Here is an 18,965-nt window from a genome sequence, read left to right as displayed (position 1 = left end):
CTTCTTACTTTGATTGGTGGGTACACTTTTTTGCTGTGCTTGTAGAATCATTTGTGCTCTCAACAGGCGGCTTGGATCTCGTGCACTTTCGACTTGTTCTAGCTTTCGCATATCGGGGTCAATTGGCTCATCACTTTTCTGCACGCTTGAGTTACTGGAGTCGCTTTGCGGCGCATTGTCACTCGATTGCTTGTTAGCATGAGATTGTTGAGAGTCATTTTCTTGAGCTTCTTCGGACTGTGCTTTCTTCTGCTGTTTTTCGTTAGAATCAGACTCATTCTTAGACTGTTGCTGTGCATTTTTTTCTGATGCTTGCTGTCCATCGTTTGGCTCAGACTTCGAAGAGGCTTGAGAGGCTGATTTTTCTTTACTCGCATCCGGTTCTTTGGAGTCTGACGACTTTTGATTTGACTGAGATTTATCATTCGAACCCTGAGAGCTATTTTGACGATCATTTGACTGTTGGTCGCCATTCTCTCCAGAATCTTGCTGTTGCTGTTGCTGTTGCTGTTGCTGTTGCTGCTCAACACGTTCTAGATTCTGTTTTGCATATTGATGTTCAGGGTTAGCAGACAAAATCTCTTTATAGCCTTCAATCGCTTGCTTGAAGTCTCCTTGCTGAGCATAAGCATTGGCTAAGTTGTAGCGAGAGTCTTCATCCGATAGACCAGTGAGGGAGTTAATCGCACCTTGATAGTCGCCATTCTCGTATTGGGCGACGCCTTTCCAGGCTGGGGAGTCAAACAGTTCTGCTGCTTGCTGATAATCTTTGCTTTCAAACGCTTGATGAGCAAGTTGATCGTTTGATTCCCATGGGTTTGCGTAAACTGGCTTTACTAATTCTAGAGGTAACAGTGTTAGTAAGCACAGCCAAATAACCCCTTTTCTAAACAGTTGCAAAAATGGCAGTAATAAGAGTGGCAAAAGCCAATAACCATTATTAACACGGCTGTTCAATTGAGGCCCCTGAGCTCTTGATACGCTGCTTGATGTTGCGTTTGAAGTCTGTGCTGAGAGCAAGTCTATGTCGTCATTGTTGTACTGAATTGGTGCAAACTGCCCATTAGAAAGTTGTGTTAACGCTTTCATGTTGCTCAAGTTTGTTTTGGCGACGACCGTTTTACCCGAATCTGTTTTTAGCAGCTGTCCATTATCAAGCGAAATGGGTGCACCAGCGCGAGTACCGACAGCCAGAATAGAAATACGCCACTGGCTATTATCAACTAAATCTTCAATTTCTGACCTTTCTGTATCATCGATGTCATCACTGATAAGAACAATATCGCCTTCGGCTATGTGAGCGCTTTCCATTAGCTGTATTGCTTGCTTAATGCCTGCAGCAGCATTCCCTCCTTGATAGGGCATAATGTCGGGAGACAGGTTCGGTATTTGACTAGCAATGGTGTTCCAATCTGAAGTGAGTGGGGTGATGGTGTAAGCGTCACCTGCGTAGGCGACCAGTCCGGTAAGCCCTTCTTTCCAGTTAGGTAAGAGATCTAAAGCTTTGTATCTTGCCTGAGTTAAACGGTTAGGTTTTATGTCAGTGGCATACATTGAAAGCGACATGTCCATGACCAGTACCCGAGCTTGCGTGTTTTCAAAACTAGGACGTTCAGACTGTTGAAAGCTCGGTCCCGCTAATGCGATGACAGCAATACCCCACCATAACGCAAGTAGGGTGAGTGGCTTGGTGCTGGATTTTCGCTGTTGTTGGTGAAGTTGCTGTGAAATATGCTCCGCGATGAGCGACTTCGATGCTTTTTGTTTGGTTTTGACTAGCCAGAGTGCAGGTATCAATAATAGTGCGAGTAGCCACGTAGGGTAGAGGAATGTGAAATCAGACATNCTCTCTCCTTAGAAAAAATAGCAGGCTAGAAAGAGTAATGGCGATGGTCAGTGGTAAGTGAAACCATTCTTCTTGAGGTCGCCATGTTTTCACCGTATTGCTTACAGGTTCAAGCTGATTGATGGTGTCATAAATGGTGGCTAATTCTTTGCTATCACGCGCTCTAAAGTATTGCCCTCCTGTACGCTCTGCAATTTCGATTAAGGTTTTTTCATCGAGATCTTGAGCTGTATTGACTTTACGAGTCATGAAGAATTCTTTAACCATCATTTCTCCTGCGCCAACGCCTACGGTATAGATAGTCGCATTGTATTTTTTAGCGATATTGGCTGCTTCTAGCGGGTCGAGTACGCCTGCGGTGTTACTGCCGTCACTCAGTAAAATCATGATTCGCTGTGGAGCGTCGCTATCAACAAACGTTTTGGTCGCTAGGCCAATACCATCACCTATCGCTGTGTTGTTGCCAATTAGGCGTAATACTGTTTGGTTCAATTGAGTTGATACTGAAGTGCGATCTAAAGTTAAAGGCGTTTGTAAATAAGCATGGTCAGCGAATAAAACTAAGCCAACTCGGTCACCCTTACGTTTTTCGATAAAGTCGGATAACACTCGTTTTACTGACGTAAGACGATCGACATATTTATCCTCGTATTTCATGTCTTCTTGACTCATCGAGTACGAAAGGTCGACGACTAACATAAGGTCGCGATGTTTAGGTTGAAACTCTACAGGTTCGCCGAACCATACAGGCCTTGCGCTCGCAACGACTAGGAAGAACCATATTAAGATGGCTAACCCCTTATGAAGTTTGTTCTGGGGGCTTTTTACTTCGCTTTCTTCAGGAAGATAAGGGAGGGATATCGCGGCTTGTTCAGGAACTCGAGATGCCCATTTATAGATAATAAACGGTAAAGGAAGCAACAGAAGTAGCCATCCCCATACAAATTCGATGTTGCCGAAACTCAAACGCATGAACTCCAAGTCGGCTAAATTAAAATTGGCTAAGTTACTCACGACCACCTCGTTTTGGTGGTAGCGCTTCATTGACCCAGCGTTCACAGTCTTGGATCAGTTGCTCTGCTTGTGCGTCAGGTTTGGTTGATTTGCTGTATAGAGCTTGCTGCCATAGCTGCTGGTTGTGAGTAAAGATCGGTTTACTGACTTGAGAGTCGAGGAACTGATACCAATCATCCCCAGTCAAGTGTGCGACACGCTCTCTCGGGAAGTAACTCAGAGCAGCTTGGCGCAGTACTTCTAGAGCCCCTGAAGGTGTGAGAGGTTGGGTTTTTAGAGCAAAGATTTTAAGTGCTGCTTTTTTGGATATCAATTTGTTTTTTCGGTGACGTAAGTAAAGAATGACAGCACAGATGATGATTAGGCATGCAGCAATTAAGCTCCACCATCCCCATTGCAGTGGCCACCAACTTGGTACTTCTGGAAGTAGACTTGGACTCAAATCAAGTGGGGGTGTTTGTGTTGTTTCAGTCATGTTTATTCTCAGAAATTTGTTCTATTAATGGGCGAGCAGAAGATATCGCGCTATAAGGAATCGCTAGTGAAAGGCATAGCTTTTTGAGTTCGGCTTGTTTCAATGCAAAAGCTTGCGCCAACTTATCTTTGTCGCGTTTAGAAGAAAAGTTTAACCATTGGGTCTTTTTGCCATCGGTGACTTTTTTATTCCCTTTAAAGTCAGTTTGACCACACTCTAATGGGTCGTAGAAGTGCACCAGTCGCAGTCGGTTATGTCGAGTGAATTGGTTAAATAGTGAGTAGTCACTTTCATTAAGGCGCACGAAGTCACTCATGAATATAATGTCGCTACCTTTAGGGCAAAGGCGGTGCAGTGCTTTTAACCCACTTGCCATCGTTGTTTGTTGCGGTGGTACTTGCTCTGAGATCGCTGGGTCTGTAATAGCTAGGTTGTTCAGCTCTATTAGCGTTTGCAGGATCTTCAATGGGGATTGTGTGGTAGCGCTGGGTTTAAACTCATAAAGTTGTGAACCTGTATCGATAACAGCGCCAATTCGATCTTTCTGCGCCGTTGTTAACCAGCTAACAATGCTGGCAAAGTGTGCCATTTGTACTGATTTAAGCAGTAAGGTTGACCCAAAAATCATACTTTTACTTAGATCAAGATAAAGTACGACGGGTAACTCTCTTTCTTCCGAAAATAACTTGGTATGCGCTTTACCAGTACGAGCCGTAACACGCCAGTCAATACTACGGATATCATCACCAGCTTGGTATTGGCGAACTTCAGAGAAGTCCATGCCGCGTCCTTTTTTTGCACTCTCATGCTGACCATTGAGCTGCGACCACAAACTTTTCGCTGGTGGCACCCAGCGAATAGATTGCGACTTGTATTGCAGCAACTCGTCTAAATTGAGTGTGACGCCATTACTGTGGTTGGGAAGTTCAATGCTCATTGGTTTATGCGCTGCCGACCAGGGAAATCAAATGAGCGACGACCTGATTAGCGCTAATCCCTTCGGCCTGCGCGTGATAACTACGCAATAGGCGATGACGTAGCACCGGGAATGCCATTGTTTGAACATCTTCAGGCGTTACGTAATCTCGCCCTGCTAGCCATGCATGAGCACGAGAACAGCGATCTAATGCGATAGTTGCGCGTGGGCTAACGCCCATATCTAACCATTGCGCCAGTTGGTCACTGTATTTTCCTGGCTCACGGGTTGCCATGACAAGGCGAATAATATATTGCTCAATGGTGTCTGCCATATGGACATTGAGTACTTCTTTACGCGCTTCAAAGATATCTTTTTGGTTAAGAACTTGTGGAGCAGTCGCTCCTTTACCTTGTGCTTCACCACGATTTAAGCGCAAGATTTCCAGTTCACTTTCCATATTTGGGTAATCGACTTCCAAATGAAGTAGGAAGCGGTCTAATTGAGCTTCAGGTAGAGGATATGTACCTTCTTGTTCGATTGGGTTTTGCGTTGCCATTACAAGGAATAGGTCAGGTAGCTGATAGGTGCTTCGTCCAGCCGTTACTTGTTTTTCTGCCATGGCTTCCAGCATCGCCGCTTGTACTTTTGCTGGCGCGCGGTTGATCTCATCAGCCAAAATTAGTGAGTTAAAAATTGGCCCCGATTGGAATGTAAATTCTCCAGTCTCAGGCCTAAAGATGTCGGTACCGGTAAGGTCTGCTGGTAATAAATCTGGGGTGAATTGAATGCGATGGAAATCCCCTTCAATACAATCTGCTAGCGATTTAACAGCTCGGGTTTTAGCAAGGCCAGGAGGGCCTTCGACAAGTATATGACCATCGGCAAGTAGTGCGATCATCAGCTGTTTTACCAACTCTTTCTGACCGATGATTTGAGATTCCAAGTATTGTTTTAACGAATTGAAAGCATCCGATTGCATGTTTATGGCTCGCTTAGTTTTTTGTTCTTTGGTCGGGAAAACGGAAAAAAGTTCCCTACTAATATGATTAAACAGTTTGCCGAAGCAGTTTTCGNCGAAGCTAGAAAAGTAATGGGGATGATAGGTGCGGTTATAAACCTTATGGCACACAAAATTGACTCAAGAATTTAAAGCGATCATACGGTATTCAATAAATGTATAAATAACTGTCTTACCTATATTTATTTCAATATTTGAATGCTAAAGATCTGTCCTTTGTCGCCGATAACAAAACGTTACAATTTTTTACGCCAACGTAAGGGCATACCGATGTTTAAAACGAACTCTATGAGTATTAAGCAAAAAGTGGTTGCAGGGATCACCTTTGCAGTACTTGCTTCAACCATCATCGTGGGAATGATGGCCCAACGCCAAGCTAGAGATGTGCTGAGTCATCGATTGATCGATATCGAATTGCCGATGATGCTTGGTCAGATTAATGCAGAGATTGACCGTGAAGTATCGCAATTGCTTCTGGCTGCAGAACAAATGGCGAACAACGAATTCATTATCGATGCGGTGTTATCTGAAAACCGCGATCCAGCACTGGAATCTAAGCTAGTTAAGCAACTAAACAATGTACGTACCCAATTTCAGCTTAATGATGCTTCAGTGGCTAACCGAAGCTCTGCGTATTACTGGAATCAAAATGGATTTCTACGTCAGCTAAATCAACAGCAAGACGGTTGGTTCTTTGGCTTTACGCAATCTGGTCAGCAGACAATGGTCAGCATGTTTCAAGAGCCTAACGGTGAAGTGAAAATGTTTGCCAATTATCAACAAGTGTCTGGTGAAACCATGTCTGGTCTGTCTAAATCGATGGACGATATGGTGCGACTACTTAATGGCTTTAAAATTGAGAAATCTGGCTTCGTATTTCTGACGAATGCCAATGGTGATGTTCAAATTCACCGTCAGCCAAATAAAAGTAAATCAACGCTATCCCAGCTTTACGGTTCGGATGCTCGCCAGCTATTGAATAAGTCAGGATTCAATTTAATTGAAACGGACTACGAAGGCGAAAAAGTGTTCCTAGCGAGTACTTATGTTCCTTCTATGGACTGGTTTGTTGTTGGTGTAGTGCCAACGGGTGAAGTATTTGCTGAGCTTGATGCAACAGCGAAGAAAATGCTGTTTACCACGTTAGGCGTTGCTGTGATCTTCATTGCGATGGGTGTTTTCTTAGCGAACAGTATTACTCGTCCGATCAAGCTGATTTCAGAACGCTTCCAAGATCTTGGTCAAGGCAATGGTGACCTTTGCCAACGTATCGAAGTACAAGGCAATGATGAAATTGCTCAGCTGTCGACAGGCTTTAATGGCTTCATTGAGAAGATTCACCAGTCGATGATCGAAGTATGTTCAACGAGCCAAGCTCTACAGGTAGCTGCTGAAAGTGTTTCGAGTAAAGCTCATATCACTCATGACAACAGCCAAGAGCAGCGTGATCAAACATTGCAAGTGGTAGCTGCGATCAACCAAATGGGTATGACTATCAGTGAGATTGCTTCTAATGCTGCTACAGCTGCGGAAACAGCGACTCACGCTTCAGATAATACAGATGAAGGTCGAGCGGTTGTAAATAAAGCAAAAGACGCGATCAGTCGACTGGCGCAAGATATCGAAAATACAGGGCAAGTCGTAGAGCAGCTAGCATCAACCACTCAAGACATTGGTTCGATACTAGGTGTTATCCGTGATATTTCAGAACAAACGAATTTGCTCGCGTTGAATGCTGCTATTGAAGCTGCACGAGCTGGTGAACAAGGGCGTGGTTTTGCAGTCGTTGCTGATGAAGTTCGTAATCTGGCAAGTAGAACGGCTGATTCAACGGAAGAAATTCAAAAAATGATTAACCAGCTACAAAGCGATGCTAAAGACGCGGTAACCGCGATGAATGCAGGTAAATCTATCACGCTAGAAGGTGTGGCTGCATCGGATGAAGCGGTAGAAGTTTTGGGCGGTATTTCTAACCGAATTTTGGATATCACAGACCGTAATACTCAAGTTGCAACTGCAACGGAAGAGCAGTCAACGGTAGTGCATACGATCAACCAGAATATCGAAGAAATTAACTCAATTAATGAAGTAACGACGGGTACGGCAGAGCAGCTTGCAGATGCTAGCCAAGAACTACGTGAGCTGTCTGGTCGTCTAGATAAAATGGTTGGTACGTTCAAACTCTAGATTCCCCGTGTTGAACGCGGTAAAATCGAGACAGTTTTTGGATTAAACCAATTTTTTGATATTTAGGTAAGAATTATGAGCGATTTTGAGAAAGAGCTTGAGCAGATGACTCAAGAAATGGGTGACGAGCCAGAAGTAAAGCTTCCATCTATCGAAGAGCAAAAAGCCGTTGTTGCTGAGCTGAAACGATTAGAGGCAGAAGGTAAGTTGACACCAGAAGTACTAGAAAAGCATTTCGGCCAGTTCAACAAAAAAAGCGATACACCAATTCACTAATTTAACGCAGCACGCTTGATTCGTGCTGTGGTTAAATAGATTGGATTATATAAGTGATGTTCCGTTCGGTGGCATCACTACTTGAAGGGCGCCTTGTGCGCCTTTTTGTTTGGACGTTTATAAAATGCTAATAAGTCTTATTTATAAGAATATAAACTAAACGAATGATATTAAAGGTTAATCATATTCACCGTAAATAATTAGCTTGGCTTTGCGAGTTGGGTCTATTGACGCTTAAAACTTATTGACTAAATTATCTACTGTTGACGTTTAGCTTTGAGGCTTTAAATATGAATAATAATGATAAATCGTTCCCTATTACGTTTGTGGCTCAAAATACACTCCAGTCTACTTTGTTGAAAGAATCCATCGAGAAAGATTTGTCGATTTCGATTAAACAACTTACTTTTCAACAGCTTTCCAGTAAATACCGCACAGATTCCGCTAACGTTCCATCGTTGATCATCCTTGATTATTCTAACTTAAAAGAAGAAGACTTAGCGGCGTACGCAAGTTTAAGAGAGCAACACCTATCAACGGTTGATGAAGTACTGATTAATTGCCCCCCTGATTCTGACTATGCCAGTTTCCTAAAATGGAAAAACTTAGTGGGTGTGTTTTACAGCGATGACTCGCTTGAGATGCTTGTCCAAGGTATGAAACAAGTTCTGGGAGGTGAAATATGGTTCAGTCGCCAGCTTGCTCAAGAATACATTCGCTTCTACCGCAACAGAACGCCTGCCAACACCAGTGAAAAGTTTTCGCTGTTGACTAAACGTGAACAGCAAATCATTAAACTTCTGGGGGAAGGCGCTTCAAACAACCAAATTGCTGAGCAGCTATTTGTGAGTGAAAATACAGTGAAAACTCATCTGCATAATGTATTTAAGAAAATAAATGTACGTAACCGCTTACAAGCTTTGTTATGGGCGAAAGATAACATTGGCAGTGAAGAGTTTGTTTAACATTTGGGGTTAAACAAACCTATGTTTGGTCATTGTTTTGATCTGCAATGCGAAGAATATCCTGCAATATTAAGAGCGTAGAGTGACACAGTTAAAAGCCAGAACCTTTATGGATTCTGGCTTTTATTTTATCGAGGGAACTGTTCTAAGTTTATTGATGCGTGAGTGTTTTAAAGCATGCTTTGAGCTAAAGCTCCGCGACACTTACTCTTTAATTCTTCACTTATAAAATTTCGCTTCGAGCAAGCATGTACTTCTGGATGATAGGACTTTCTTTATCGATGTCTTCTGATGGATGCCATAGCCCTTTATTCATGCCTTGGATGATAAGGTGAATCACTGCTGCATCGATGGCAGACATTACCGCAATATTGACGGGTTCGTTATTGGTATAGCCAAGCTCAACTTCGAGCAACTCTTTGTAGTCAACAAATCGAAAAGCACCGAGCCCAAGTTCGTGAGAAAATATCGTCTTGCTGGTGGTAATACTTAATAAGACCTGCCCACTTCTTACATCAATAGCTCTTAGGTTAATGGTCACTTGGTCTGTTCGATATTGCCCAGAGCCTCCTATGCCCAAATACTTCGCCCCAAGGCCACCGGTTTTGATATTGGAGTCGTAGGCGACAATACCACCTTCAATCAGAATGTTAGCGGAACTTAGAGAGCTTAAGTTTGCTTTATGATTGTCGACGAGGCTCTCTTTTTTTGCTGCTGCTCTGATGATTTTTCGTTCGGTCAGCAGGTTTTGTAATCCTTCTCTCTCAAGGGGAATAAACCAGTTAGATTCAAGCAAAGACGTGGTCAGTAGTGCCGTTCCGCCTTGGGGTACAGCGGTCGAAAAATTGCTGTTGGGTTGCGGTTTATATTGGCCTGTCTGATCTCTAAAGTCGTACACGGAAACCAGTATTTTTCCTTTGGGGCTAGGTAGTGATATGAGATCTACATAAGTCGAACCACGTTGCATTAGCTTAGGCTCGGCAGAGGCTTCCGGAATGTCGAGTGAGGAAGAGCAACCAAAAAGAACCAATACGCTGAAAATGATGATGAGTTTGTTCATAAGGTGTATTCCTAATCAGGGTTGAGTCCGGACACTTGGATTTCAGTGGACTCTCCTGTTGCTTTATCGACGATCTGCACTAATAAAGCCCCATTGTTATCTACAATATTTAGGAAGAAATCATCAGTTTCTAGCTGCCCCGTATTACCATTTCCGACATCGGCTAATAGCTGGCTTATTAGTCGTGACTCTAGGCTCGACGCGAGACGCTCTAGCGCAGATTCTTCTTCAAAACCAAACTCTTCGTTTTCTGGCGGTTTATAGTCATTAATGGCATTAGCCACTCCAAACAAGTGTGATGTGTTCAGTGGATTTCCCCCAAAACTCGGATTTACTGGAGTATAAATAAGTTCAGTGGAATAGAGTGGCGCAGATGCGAAAGCCACAAGTAATAGGGCTTTGCTTTTGTACGTAACCTTACAACGTTCGTAGTGATGTGGCATAAGAATTACCTCCGTGTATTACGTAATATCGACTGTTTTTAAGTTGGGATAAACTAACTAAAGGCGCTGTTTCCTTGGCTCTTAATTGTTATATTTCTTCATGATCTAAATCGAATGTATCTTGTAATAACCGCTCAGCCTGCCATCTTACGATGTATGAACTCACTGCTTGAACGGCATTGTGTGCTTTGTCTTGTATTTTCTTACGCCCGGGGGAAAGAGCGGTTCGGAAAATCAGAGATTGAGAGTGAAACACGCTAATAATGCTGCCYGACAAAGCCGTCGGTCGTTCCTTTATGGTGAAGTTTTCACGTAGATCCGGATATTGTTCATTAAGCGATTGTGAAAACTCAGAGTGAAACTCTGCCCCTAAGCGAGTAACGGTTTGCTTTACCACTAATCCATTTATTTCATCAAAATCTGAGAATAGCGGTGTGTTTGACTCCAACTCTTTGCCATTTTCTAAAGCTTTTTCATTTTCCACTGCGTTCGAAGGTGCTTGCGTTTGGCTGCTCGCTTGTCCGACGAAGAAAAGCCCTAATACTGTTCCGATAAATAGGAAGCGCTTTATATTAAATGAGTTGGTGAGATTGAATCGACCCATGTGATATCTCAAATTATTAGTGGCATTGTTTATATATTACTAACCACCCAGTTAATTCACATGAACTTAAGTTTATTTATATGTCTGATGGTATACATGGAAAGTGAATGTAATAGTTATGAGTATTACCAAACGATTAACGTAACGGTAAGTAAATACCATATATAGTTTATGTCTATTTGCTGTGCATTAAGTACCTTATAGAGGTAAGAATTATTCACGACTACTTAATAGCTACTATTTTATCGTTGAATAATTATTTTATTCCTTACGGAGGAGGTATGACTCAATCAAAGTTCGTATTAGGTATTATTGCACTTAATTTTACTATGTGTGGCTTTGTGTATTCATCTAGTGGTGAAGTTGGTAGTGAATATATAGATGGACATTCTATAGCTGGCTTTGGTCAAAGTATGTCAGATATTAGTGCATTTAATGAATTAGAAAATAGAGATGAAGCTGGAGTAAATAACTATTCAGAGGTTGTGATTTCTTCATCTTATAACAGCAGTATCAGCATTATTCAGTTGAGTAATGGCGGGGCGTCTAATAGAGCCAAAGTACTACAGCACCAGTCAAGCAACAGTGAGGCTAACATCCTTCAGTACGGTTCAGGGCATGTCGCCTATGTGTCACAGACTGGTGATGGTAACTCGGTTGATATTGGGCAGGTAGGTTACGGCCACACCAGTTGGGTAGAACAGAATGGAAATAATAATACTGCTGTTATTGGTCAGGGTGATTTGTTTTTAAATGATCCTAGTGAGATCAGTTTGAATCAGTCTGGAAATAATAATAGTGCGTATTTATATGATAAAGGAGGTTCTAGCTATGGCATTACCCAAGATGGTAATGACTCAGTCATGATCGTTGGAGCAAAAAATATGGGTGTTTATATTACCCAACATTAATCATTTATAACTTAAATAAACTATTGATGAATTTAGATTAGGATAAATAAGGACGTCTACCATGAAAAAGTTTTCAATATCTTTAGTCGCGTTGTGTGTATCTTATGGTGCTTATGCGGGTAATGAAGTTTCTGTCGATTTGAATAACTCGAATCAAGACATAGTGAATATTGAACAAGTAACCACTCATGCCAACCCTGCATTAGGTAACTATGCTGAAGTAAATATGCAAGACACGTTTAATAACCAGGTCGTGGATATTTACCAAGAAGGTAACAATAACCGCGCTCTTATCAATGCTGATGACGCATGGAGTTCACCTGAGTTGTCTGTCGATCAGCAAGGTGATCGAAACAGAGCTCGAATTGATGTCAGAAATGTTGCTGATTACAACACTGCGACTATCGATCAACTAGGCGATAGAAACCGTTCAACCATAGATATTATTCGTGGTGATAGCAACACTGTAGCTGTAAATGTAACGGGTAATCGTAATATTACTCACTCAGAAGTGAGTGGCTCAAACGCAGACGGTAATACAGCGACATTGACTGTGTCTAACGGTAACCGAAATCGCATTGAAACCCTCGCTGAGGGTGCCTCGAATACTGCAACGATTACTGTTGCAGACAGTAATCGAAATATGATTTATACCGATCAACTAGGTGATGGCAATGGAGCGACAGTATCGGTTGAGTCGGCAAGCCACTCTAACGATGTTGATATTCTTCAGTCAGGTGATTTCAATACCAGTGAGGTTACTATTGCAGGAGGCAGTACCTTTAGTGATGTTGATATCGAGCAGGTAGCTCAAACATCTACTGCGACCGTTGATATTATGGGTGCATCCAACAACATTACTGTAGATGTATGGCAAAACAGTAACGATGTGGCTGTCGTGACTGCGAATAATTCGTCACTCAGTTCTGTATACATTTTGCAAAATTAATCACGATGATGCATTTGCAATTTAAAGCGGCATATTCTGTCGCTTTTCTTCTTTTTATAATGGCTTTCAGTGTTAGCTCATTTGCCAATACTTCTTTAGTTAATCCGATTACTTTTCAATGCTATAGACTGGATAGTGAAAGGGTCAAGGTGGAGGTTCTCCCGTCAATTGAGTATGACTCGATCGTATTGAAAACCGCGAAAGGAAGCCGACTACGTTACCAAAACCTGCGTGAGGGAAGTATTCAATTCACCTTGTCTGATGATCAATTCCCATTGAAAGTTAAAGCGCAGGCTGTGCAGGGCAAAGACGATTTGTTGCTAGACAATCAGCCTATGTTGGATAATCAGCCTATGTTGGATGACCCATTTATCTTGGACACCCAATGTAAAAAATCCCGCTTACCGAAGTAAGAGGGACTTTTGAGGGGTGTTCAAATTAGACTGGTCAGCGCCGTTAAGAGTTACTCGACGTCGATGCCATTTTCTTTGAATAAACGGCGACAAGCGCGACCGTCACTGTGGAATAAGTGGCAGCGGTGCGCAGGAATACCAATTGACCATTTGTCACCAGCTTCAACAGAAAGTGTATCTGGTTGGCGGTAAATTACGTCTGCATCTGCACTTTCTAGGTTTAGGTAAACTTGGGTTTCATTACCCAGTTTTTCAGCGATCATGACTTCGCCTTCAATGGTTGCATCGCCTTCTTCAGCTGAAAGTAAATGTTCAGGGCGAATACCCAAAGACATACGGTCACCTTTATTAACGGTTGTTCCGTCTACAGGGATCCAGAAAGTAATACCATTTGAAAGTTGAACTTGTACACGATCTGACTCTACGTTTTCAATATGAACGCTCATGAAGTTCATTTTTGGAGAGCCGATAAAGCCAGCTACAAAACGGTTTTGTGGGTAGTGGTAAAGCTCTAGTGGCTTGCCAACCTGAGAAACGTAACCACCATCTAAAACGACGATTTTGTCTGCCATGGTCATGGCTTCAACTTGGTCATGAGTAACGTAAATCATGGTACAGCCCAGTTGGCGCTGTAGCTTGGTAATTTGAGAACGCATTTGCACACGAAGCGCAGCGTCTAGGTTAGAAAGCGGCTCATCGAGTAGGAAAACGTCTGGCTGAGAAACTAATGTACGACCAATAGCAACGCGTTGGCGCTGACCACCAGATAGGGCTTTAGGTTGACGTTCTAATAAGTGACCCAGTTGAAGAATTTCTGCGGCTTGTTCTACACGCTTGTCGATTTCTGCTTTATCCGCTTTTGCCAGTTTTAAGCCGAAAGACATGTTGTCGTATAGGTTTAAGTGAGGGTAGAGGGCGTAAGATTGGAATACCATGCCAACACCACGCTTCGATGGTTCAACATCGTTCATTCGCTCATCACCGATGTAGAGATCACCAGACGTAATGTCTTCTAAGCCTGCAATACAACGCAAAAGAGTGGATTTACCACAACCTGATGGCCCTACGAATACAACAAATTCACCTTCGTTGATTTCTAAGCTGACATCTTTAGAAATCTTTACGTCGCCATACGATTTACAAACATTCTTTAACGTGACACTCGCCATTTAGCTCGTCCTCGATCAAATTTTTATTATTTACCGCTCATCATTATATGAATTATTGGCTGAGCAGTAACAGTAGGAATTGGTAAGTTTCTGAGACAGTAAGAAAATAAGGGTGAAGCTCAGCGCTCATGCCTAACTTAATATCGAATGTAAGCTATACAGCTCTACCGTTAACATTGTTTCTAAAAGCTAACATCGCAGCTTACAGTTAACATTCGATTTAGAGCTAGCATGCGAATGCTAAGCTTCACCCATCATTGCCAAGTCCTCGTCTATTTCCCCCACACAAAATCAAGCCTCCCCCGTGAATATCCTCACTAGCTATCATTTGTGAATGTCGACGAGTTTGGGCAATGGAAAACCAGTACGCGTTTTACGTTACAGGTTATGGGTTCTTACCATCCACTCTAGGATGGATGCAGTTTCCAATAATCACCTATAGATCGCATCCTCCTATTATCAAAATTATTAGGGGGAGTAGAAGGGGAGGAGTCTATTAGAGGGTGTTTTATCAAATATCGATGCRGTTCAAAGAAAATCACGCTCTTATGGTGATTACGATCACGATAGCTATCCATTTTGTGATTTTGCTCTCTAACCTGACCCGATGGTGATCACGAATTTAAGCCATAATAGCTGGGGCGTAGTAGCTAGGATGATGAGCTGTAGTGTGTTTTCTCAGATTATAGTGTGGAGAATTGGCTCATCCTTAGCGATATAGCCCTACACTATAAATATAAAAAGGATATGAACATGAAAAACGCTTTTAGCGCTGTAGCACTAGGTACACTAGTTGCACTGGGTTCTTTTGGTGCGAATGCTGCTATCGAAGAAGGTCAACTGACCATCTGGATCAACGGGGACAAAGGCTACAACGGCTTAGCTGAAGTAGGTAAACAGTTTGAAGAAGATACTGGTATCAAAGTTACCGTAGCTCACCCTGACGCACTGCAAGACAAATTCCCACAAACAGCTGCTACTGGCGATGGCCCAGATATCGTATTTTGGGCTCATGACCGTTTTGGTGGTTACGCAGAATCTGGTCTACTGGCAGAAATCAAACCATCTAAAGAAGTGAAAGATGGCATCGTAGATTTCGCATGGGACGCCGTGAAGTTTGACGGTAAGTACATTGGCTACCCAGTTGCTGTTGAGTCTCTGTCTCTTATCTACAACAAAGATCTTGTACCTAACCCACCAAAAAGCTGGGAAGAAGTGGAAGCGCTAAATGTAGAGCTTAAAAAAGACGGCAAATCTGCAATTATGTGGAACCTAAAAGAACCGTACTTCACATGGCCACTAATGGCAGCAGATGGCGGTTACGCATTTAAGTACTCTTCACAGGGTTACGATGTGAAAGATGCAGGTATCGCAAATGGTGGAGTTAAAGACGCTATGAATTTTGTTAAAGGTCTAGTTGATAAAGGCGTGATTTCAGCAGATATGGATTACTCAGTATCTGAAGCTGAATTTAACAAAGGCAACACTGCAATGACAATCAACGGCCCTTGGGCTTGGGGTAACATTGAAAAGTCTGGCATCAACTACGGTGTAACTACCTTGCCTAAGTTTAACGGTCAATCTTCTAAGCCGTTCGTTGGCGTTCTAACTGCAGGTATCAGCACTGCTTCTCCAAACAAAGACCTAGCGGTTGAGTTCATCGAGAACTACCTACTGACTAACGACGGTCTACGTATGGTGAATAACGACAAGCCACTAGGCGCTGTCGCACTTAACTCTTTCCAAAGCGAGCTAGACAGCGATGCGCGTATTGCTGCAACAATGGATAACGCAATGAATGGCGAAATTATGCCAAACATCCCTCAAATGGGTGCGTTCTGGGGCTCAGCTAAAAACGCAATCATCAACATCGTTGACGGTCGCCAAACTGTCGATGCAGCTCTTGCTGACGCAGAAAAACAAATGACTAAATAGTCACATCAACACCTTTTAAGGAGAGGGCAACCTCTCCTTACCTTTCTATTTTTATATATCGCTAGCAGGTTCCTCTATGCAGTCAGTTCAAGGTACAGATGCTATCTCAGCACCAGCAAACCTTCCCGCCAGTAAAAGTGTATTCATTAAATGGGCACTATTGGGGTCGGTTGGTCTGGTTAACGGCTACGCAACTATTCTAATGTATTCTCGTGGTGAGCTTGCTTTCGCATTGCTTACTGTGATTTTAACCGCTCTGGCACTTTATATTTTTGGCAGTAAGAAAACTTACGCCCATCGCTATATTTACCCTGGTATTGCCGGAATGATTTTATTCATTCTTTTTCCTTTGGCATACACCGTCGGGTTAGCTTTCACCAACTATAGTGCGAAAAACCAACTTTCTTTAGATAGAGCACAATCTGTCTTAATGGATAGAACTTACCAAAGTGGTGACAGCTATCCTTTCACGCTTTATAAAACTGACGACGGCCACCGTATCGCGGTTAAAAAAGGCGAACAGTTACTAGCGACTGACACTTTCTCACTGCAAGGCTTAAATGCAGTAGAGATGGATTTAACTCCGGTTGAGAGTGTGGAAGGAACCAAAGAAAAAATAAAAACCATCATCAAGAATCGTACTGCCATTAGTGGTGTAGATTTCCAACTGCCAAATGGCGACGACATTCGTATGAGTGGTCTACGTAAATTTGCAGCAGTTGTTCCGCTTTATGAACTGCAAGCTGATGGTGAAACACTGGTTAACAATGAAACCCAAGAAATGTTGAAGCCAAACATGGAAGTCGGTTTCTACCAACCTGTCGATAGCATGGGGCAGTTTATCGGTAATACGGTTTCTCCAGGCTTTATTGTTGATGTCGGTACTCATAACTTTGAGCGTGTCTGGAAAGATGACGGAATTAAAGAGCCGTTCATCAGTATCTTTATCTGGACGGTTGTTTTCTCTGTTGTCACGGTTGTTCTAACGCTGGTAATCGGTCTTATTCTGGCGAGTGTTGTGCAGTGGGAGGAGTTGAAAGGGCGTGCGATTTACCGAGTACTACTTATTCTTCCATATGCGGTTCCTGCGTTTATCTCGATTCTTATCTTCAAAGGTTTGTTCAACCAAAGCTTTGGTGAAATCAATATGGTACTTGAGAGCATTTTCGGCTTTAGCCCGAACTGGTTCTCAGATCCTATCCTAGCGAAAACAATGGTGTTGATTGTAAATACCTGGCTAGGCTTCCCGTACATGATGATTCTGTGTATGGGTCTTTTAAAAGCAATTCCAGAAGATCTTTATGAAGCGTCAGCGATTGATGGCTCTAACTTTATCGACAACTTTAGACACATCACTTTTCCGTTGATGATAAAGCCTTTAACGCCTCTACTGATCGCTGCGTTTGCTTTTAACTTCAATAACTTTGTAATGATTCAGCTGTTGACTCAAGGTGGTCCAAACATGATTGGCACTTCTGAGCCTGCGGGTTACACGGATCTATTAGTGAGCTACACCTACCGTATCGCGTTTGAAGGTAACGGTGGCCAAGACTTTGGTCTAGCGAGTGCGATTGCGACGTTAATCTTCCTACTGGTTGGTGGCCTAGCATTACTCAACCTTCGTTTCACTAAACTGTCTCAAGACTAAGGAGCAACACAATGGCTATGGTACAAGGTAAGAACCTAAAATACCGAGTATGGGCAACACACATTGCTTTGTGGTGTTTTTTAGCGATGATTATTTTTCCGCTATTGATGATCATTGCGATCTCGTTCCGTGAAGGTAACTTTGCAACCGGCAGTTTGATTCCAGAAAATCCATCATTGGAGCACTGGAAGCTAGCACTGGGCATGACAGTCACTAATGCTGATGGCAGTGTTACTCCTCCTCCATTCCCTGTATTAACCTGGTTATGGAACTCAGTGAAAGTAGCGGGAATCACATCAATTTTGATTGTGGCACTGTCTACTACGTCAGCTTACGCGTTTGCTCGTATGCGTTTTAAAGGAAAAGAAACCATTCTTAAAGGGATGATGATTTTCCAAATGTTCCCAGCAGTACTGGCATTGGTCGCGATTTATGCATTGTTTGATAAGTTAGGGCAGTACATTCCATTCTTGGGTCTAAACACTCATGGCGGTCTGATTTTCTCTTACCTAGGTGGTATCGCATTGCATGTTTGGACAATCAAAGGCTACTTTGAAACCATTGATAATTCGCTAGAAGAAGCGGCAGCATTAGACGGCGCAACACCTTGGCAAGCGTTTAAACTCGTACTACTGCCATTGTCTGTACCTATTTTAGCGGTCGTGTTTATTCTGTCGTTCATCGGGGTTGTTGGTGAAGTTCCTGTGGCATCATTGTTACTTTCTGATGTAAACTCATATACATTAGCAGTAGGTATGCAACAGTATCTATACCCTCAAAACTATTTGTGGGGTGACTTTGCAGCAGCAGCAGTGCTTTCTGCGCTTCCAATTACCGCAGTATTCTTACTTGCACAGCGTTGGTTAGTCGGAGGTTTGACGGCTGGTGGTGTGAAAGGATAAGGTATAGCAGAATAACAAAGATAAGAGTGGCTATTGGTCACTCTACTTACGGTGCTTTATTACATCACTTGGTTTGGCCGCCGATCAGTAATAAAGACCAGACTCTAGCGTTACGTATAGCTGGCTGTCAGCTGGGTTCCTTACCCCATGCAAGCTGATAGTTTTTGTAACCCAGACCCAAGCAGAGATATTTGCTTGGGTTTTTTTATGCCTATTTATCTCTGTTTAACT

General features: G+C 42.7%; 18 protein-coding genes. 9 read left to right on the top strand and 9 right to left on the bottom strand.

What is annotated here, in order from left to right:
* From L4C33_RS00145 to L4C33_RS00125, 5 genes are all read right to left on the bottom strand, one after another.
* On the bottom strand, positions 1-1,845 hold a 1,845-nt coding region (locus L4C33_RS00145; RefSeq protein ID WP_428810468.1), incomplete at its 3' end, for a vWA domain-containing protein.
* Complete coding sequence (locus L4C33_RS00140; protein ID WP_428810469.1) at positions 1,838-2,818, bottom strand: vWA domain-containing protein; 981 nt, start codon at positions 2,816-2,818, stop codon at positions 1,838-1,840. The genes L4C33_RS00140 and L4C33_RS00145, both read right to left, overlap by 8 nt.
* Before the next feature lie 34 nt (positions 2,819-2,852).
* The gene (locus tag L4C33_RS00135; protein WP_428810467.1) at positions 2,853-3,335 is read right to left on the bottom strand and encodes a DUF4381 domain-containing protein; all 483 of its coding nucleotides are present in this window, start codon (positions 3,333-3,335) and stop codon (positions 2,853-2,855) included.
* Complete coding sequence (locus L4C33_RS00130; RefSeq protein WP_428810466.1) at positions 3,328-4,272, bottom strand: DUF58 domain-containing protein; 945 nt, start codon at positions 4,270-4,272, stop codon at positions 3,328-3,330. Before L4C33_RS00130 ends, L4C33_RS00135 begins: the two co-directional genes overlap by 8 nt.
* A 4-nt stretch (positions 4,273-4,276) precedes the next feature.
* A complete protein-coding gene (locus L4C33_RS00125; protein ID WP_428810465.1) occupies positions 4,277-5,233 on the bottom strand; it encodes an AAA family ATPase in 957 nt (318 codons plus the stop codon).
* Positions 5,234-5,542: 309 nt separating this feature from the next.
* Here L4C33_RS00125 and L4C33_RS00120 point away from each other — a divergent pair, with 309 nt between their 5' ends.
* The 3 genes from L4C33_RS00120 to L4C33_RS00110 all read left to right on the top strand — a co-directional run bounded on the left by L4C33_RS00120 (position 5,543) and on the right by L4C33_RS00110 (position 8,700).
* Positions 5,543-7,459: a methyl-accepting chemotaxis protein gene (locus L4C33_RS00120; protein WP_428810464.1), complete on the top strand. Its 1,917-nt coding sequence runs from the start codon at positions 5,543-5,545 to the stop codon at positions 7,457-7,459.
* A gap of 75 nt (positions 7,460-7,534) precedes the next feature.
* Positions 7,535-7,735, top strand: a complete 201-nt coding sequence (locus L4C33_RS00115; protein WP_428810463.1) for a restriction endonuclease subunit S — start codon at positions 7,535-7,537, stop codon at positions 7,733-7,735.
* Between the two features lie 290 nt (positions 7,736-8,025).
* Complete coding sequence (locus tag L4C33_RS00110) at positions 8,026-8,700, top strand: LuxR C-terminal-related transcriptional regulator (RefSeq protein WP_428810462.1); 675 nt, start codon at positions 8,026-8,028, stop codon at positions 8,698-8,700.
* A 223-nt stretch (positions 8,701-8,923) separates the two neighbouring features.
* Here the strand turns inward: L4C33_RS00110 and L4C33_RS00105 are convergent, their stop codons facing one another.
* The 3 genes from L4C33_RS00105 to L4C33_RS00095 all read right to left on the bottom strand — a co-directional run bounded on the left by L4C33_RS00105 (position 8,924) and on the right by L4C33_RS00095 (position 10,807).
* The gene (locus tag L4C33_RS00105) at positions 8,924-9,760 is read right to left on the bottom strand and encodes a CsgG/HfaB family protein (RefSeq protein ID WP_428810461.1); all 837 of its coding nucleotides are present in this window, start codon (positions 9,758-9,760) and stop codon (positions 8,924-8,926) included.
* Between the two features lie 11 nt (positions 9,761-9,771).
* Positions 9,772-10,203, bottom strand: a complete 432-nt coding sequence (locus L4C33_RS00100; RefSeq protein WP_428810460.1) for a curli assembly protein CsgF — start codon at positions 10,201-10,203, stop codon at positions 9,772-9,774.
* Positions 10,204-10,291: 88 nt separating this feature from the next.
* Complete coding sequence (locus L4C33_RS00095) at positions 10,292-10,807, bottom strand: CsgE family curli-type amyloid fiber assembly protein (RefSeq protein WP_428810459.1); 516 nt, start codon at positions 10,805-10,807, stop codon at positions 10,292-10,294.
* Positions 10,808-11,088: 281 nt separating this feature from the next.
* On the opposite strand from L4C33_RS00095, the gene L4C33_RS00090 reads away from it, so the two are divergent.
* The 3 genes from L4C33_RS00090 to L4C33_RS00080 all read left to right on the top strand — a co-directional run bounded on the left by L4C33_RS00090 (position 11,089) and on the right by L4C33_RS00080 (position 13,080).
* Positions 11,089-11,718: a curlin subunit CsgB gene (locus tag L4C33_RS00090; RefSeq protein ID WP_428810458.1), complete on the top strand. Its 630-nt coding sequence runs from the start codon at positions 11,089-11,091 to the stop codon at positions 11,716-11,718.
* Between the two features lie 61 nt (positions 11,719-11,779).
* On the top strand, positions 11,780-12,667 hold the full coding sequence (locus L4C33_RS00085; protein ID WP_428810457.1) for a hypothetical protein: 888 nt from the start codon (positions 11,780-11,782) through the stop codon (positions 12,665-12,667).
* 149 nt (positions 12,668-12,816) lie between these two features.
* A complete protein-coding gene (locus tag L4C33_RS00080) occupies positions 12,817-13,080 on the top strand; it encodes a hypothetical protein (RefSeq protein ID WP_428810456.1) in 264 nt (87 codons plus the stop codon).
* 50 nt (positions 13,081-13,130) lie between these two features.
* On the opposite strand, the gene malK is transcribed toward L4C33_RS00080, so the two are convergent.
* Complete coding sequence (gene malK, locus L4C33_RS00075; protein ID WP_428810455.1) at positions 13,131-14,249, bottom strand: maltose/maltodextrin ABC transporter ATP-binding protein MalK; 1,119 nt, start codon at positions 14,247-14,249, stop codon at positions 13,131-13,133.
* Between the two features lie 753 nt (positions 14,250-15,002).
* Between malK and malE the strand changes: the two genes are divergently transcribed.
* The 3 genes from malE (at position 15,003) to malG (ending at position 18,734) form a co-directional block, all read left to right on the top strand.
* Positions 15,003-16,184, top strand: coding sequence for a maltose/maltodextrin ABC transporter substrate-binding protein MalE (gene malE, locus L4C33_RS00070; RefSeq protein WP_428810454.1), 1,182 nt, complete (start codon positions 15,003-15,005; stop codon positions 16,182-16,184).
* Between the two features lie 76 nt (positions 16,185-16,260).
* Positions 16,261-17,832, top strand: coding sequence for a maltose ABC transporter permease MalF (gene malF, locus L4C33_RS00065; protein ID WP_428810453.1), 1,572 nt, complete (start codon positions 16,261-16,263; stop codon positions 17,830-17,832).
* 11 nt (positions 17,833-17,843) lie between these two features.
* On the top strand, positions 17,844-18,734 hold the full coding sequence (gene malG, locus L4C33_RS00060; RefSeq protein ID WP_428810452.1) for a maltose ABC transporter permease MalG: 891 nt from the start codon (positions 17,844-17,846) through the stop codon (positions 18,732-18,734).
* Positions 18,735-18,965 lie beyond the last annotated feature (231 nt).

The sequence above is a fragment of the Vibrio makurazakiensis genome (assembly GCF_050337375.1).
Classification (GTDB): domain Bacteria; phylum Pseudomonadota; class Gammaproteobacteria; order Enterobacterales; family Vibrionaceae; genus Vibrio; species Vibrio makurazakiensis.
This window is presented reverse-complemented; position numbering and strand designations above follow the sequence as displayed.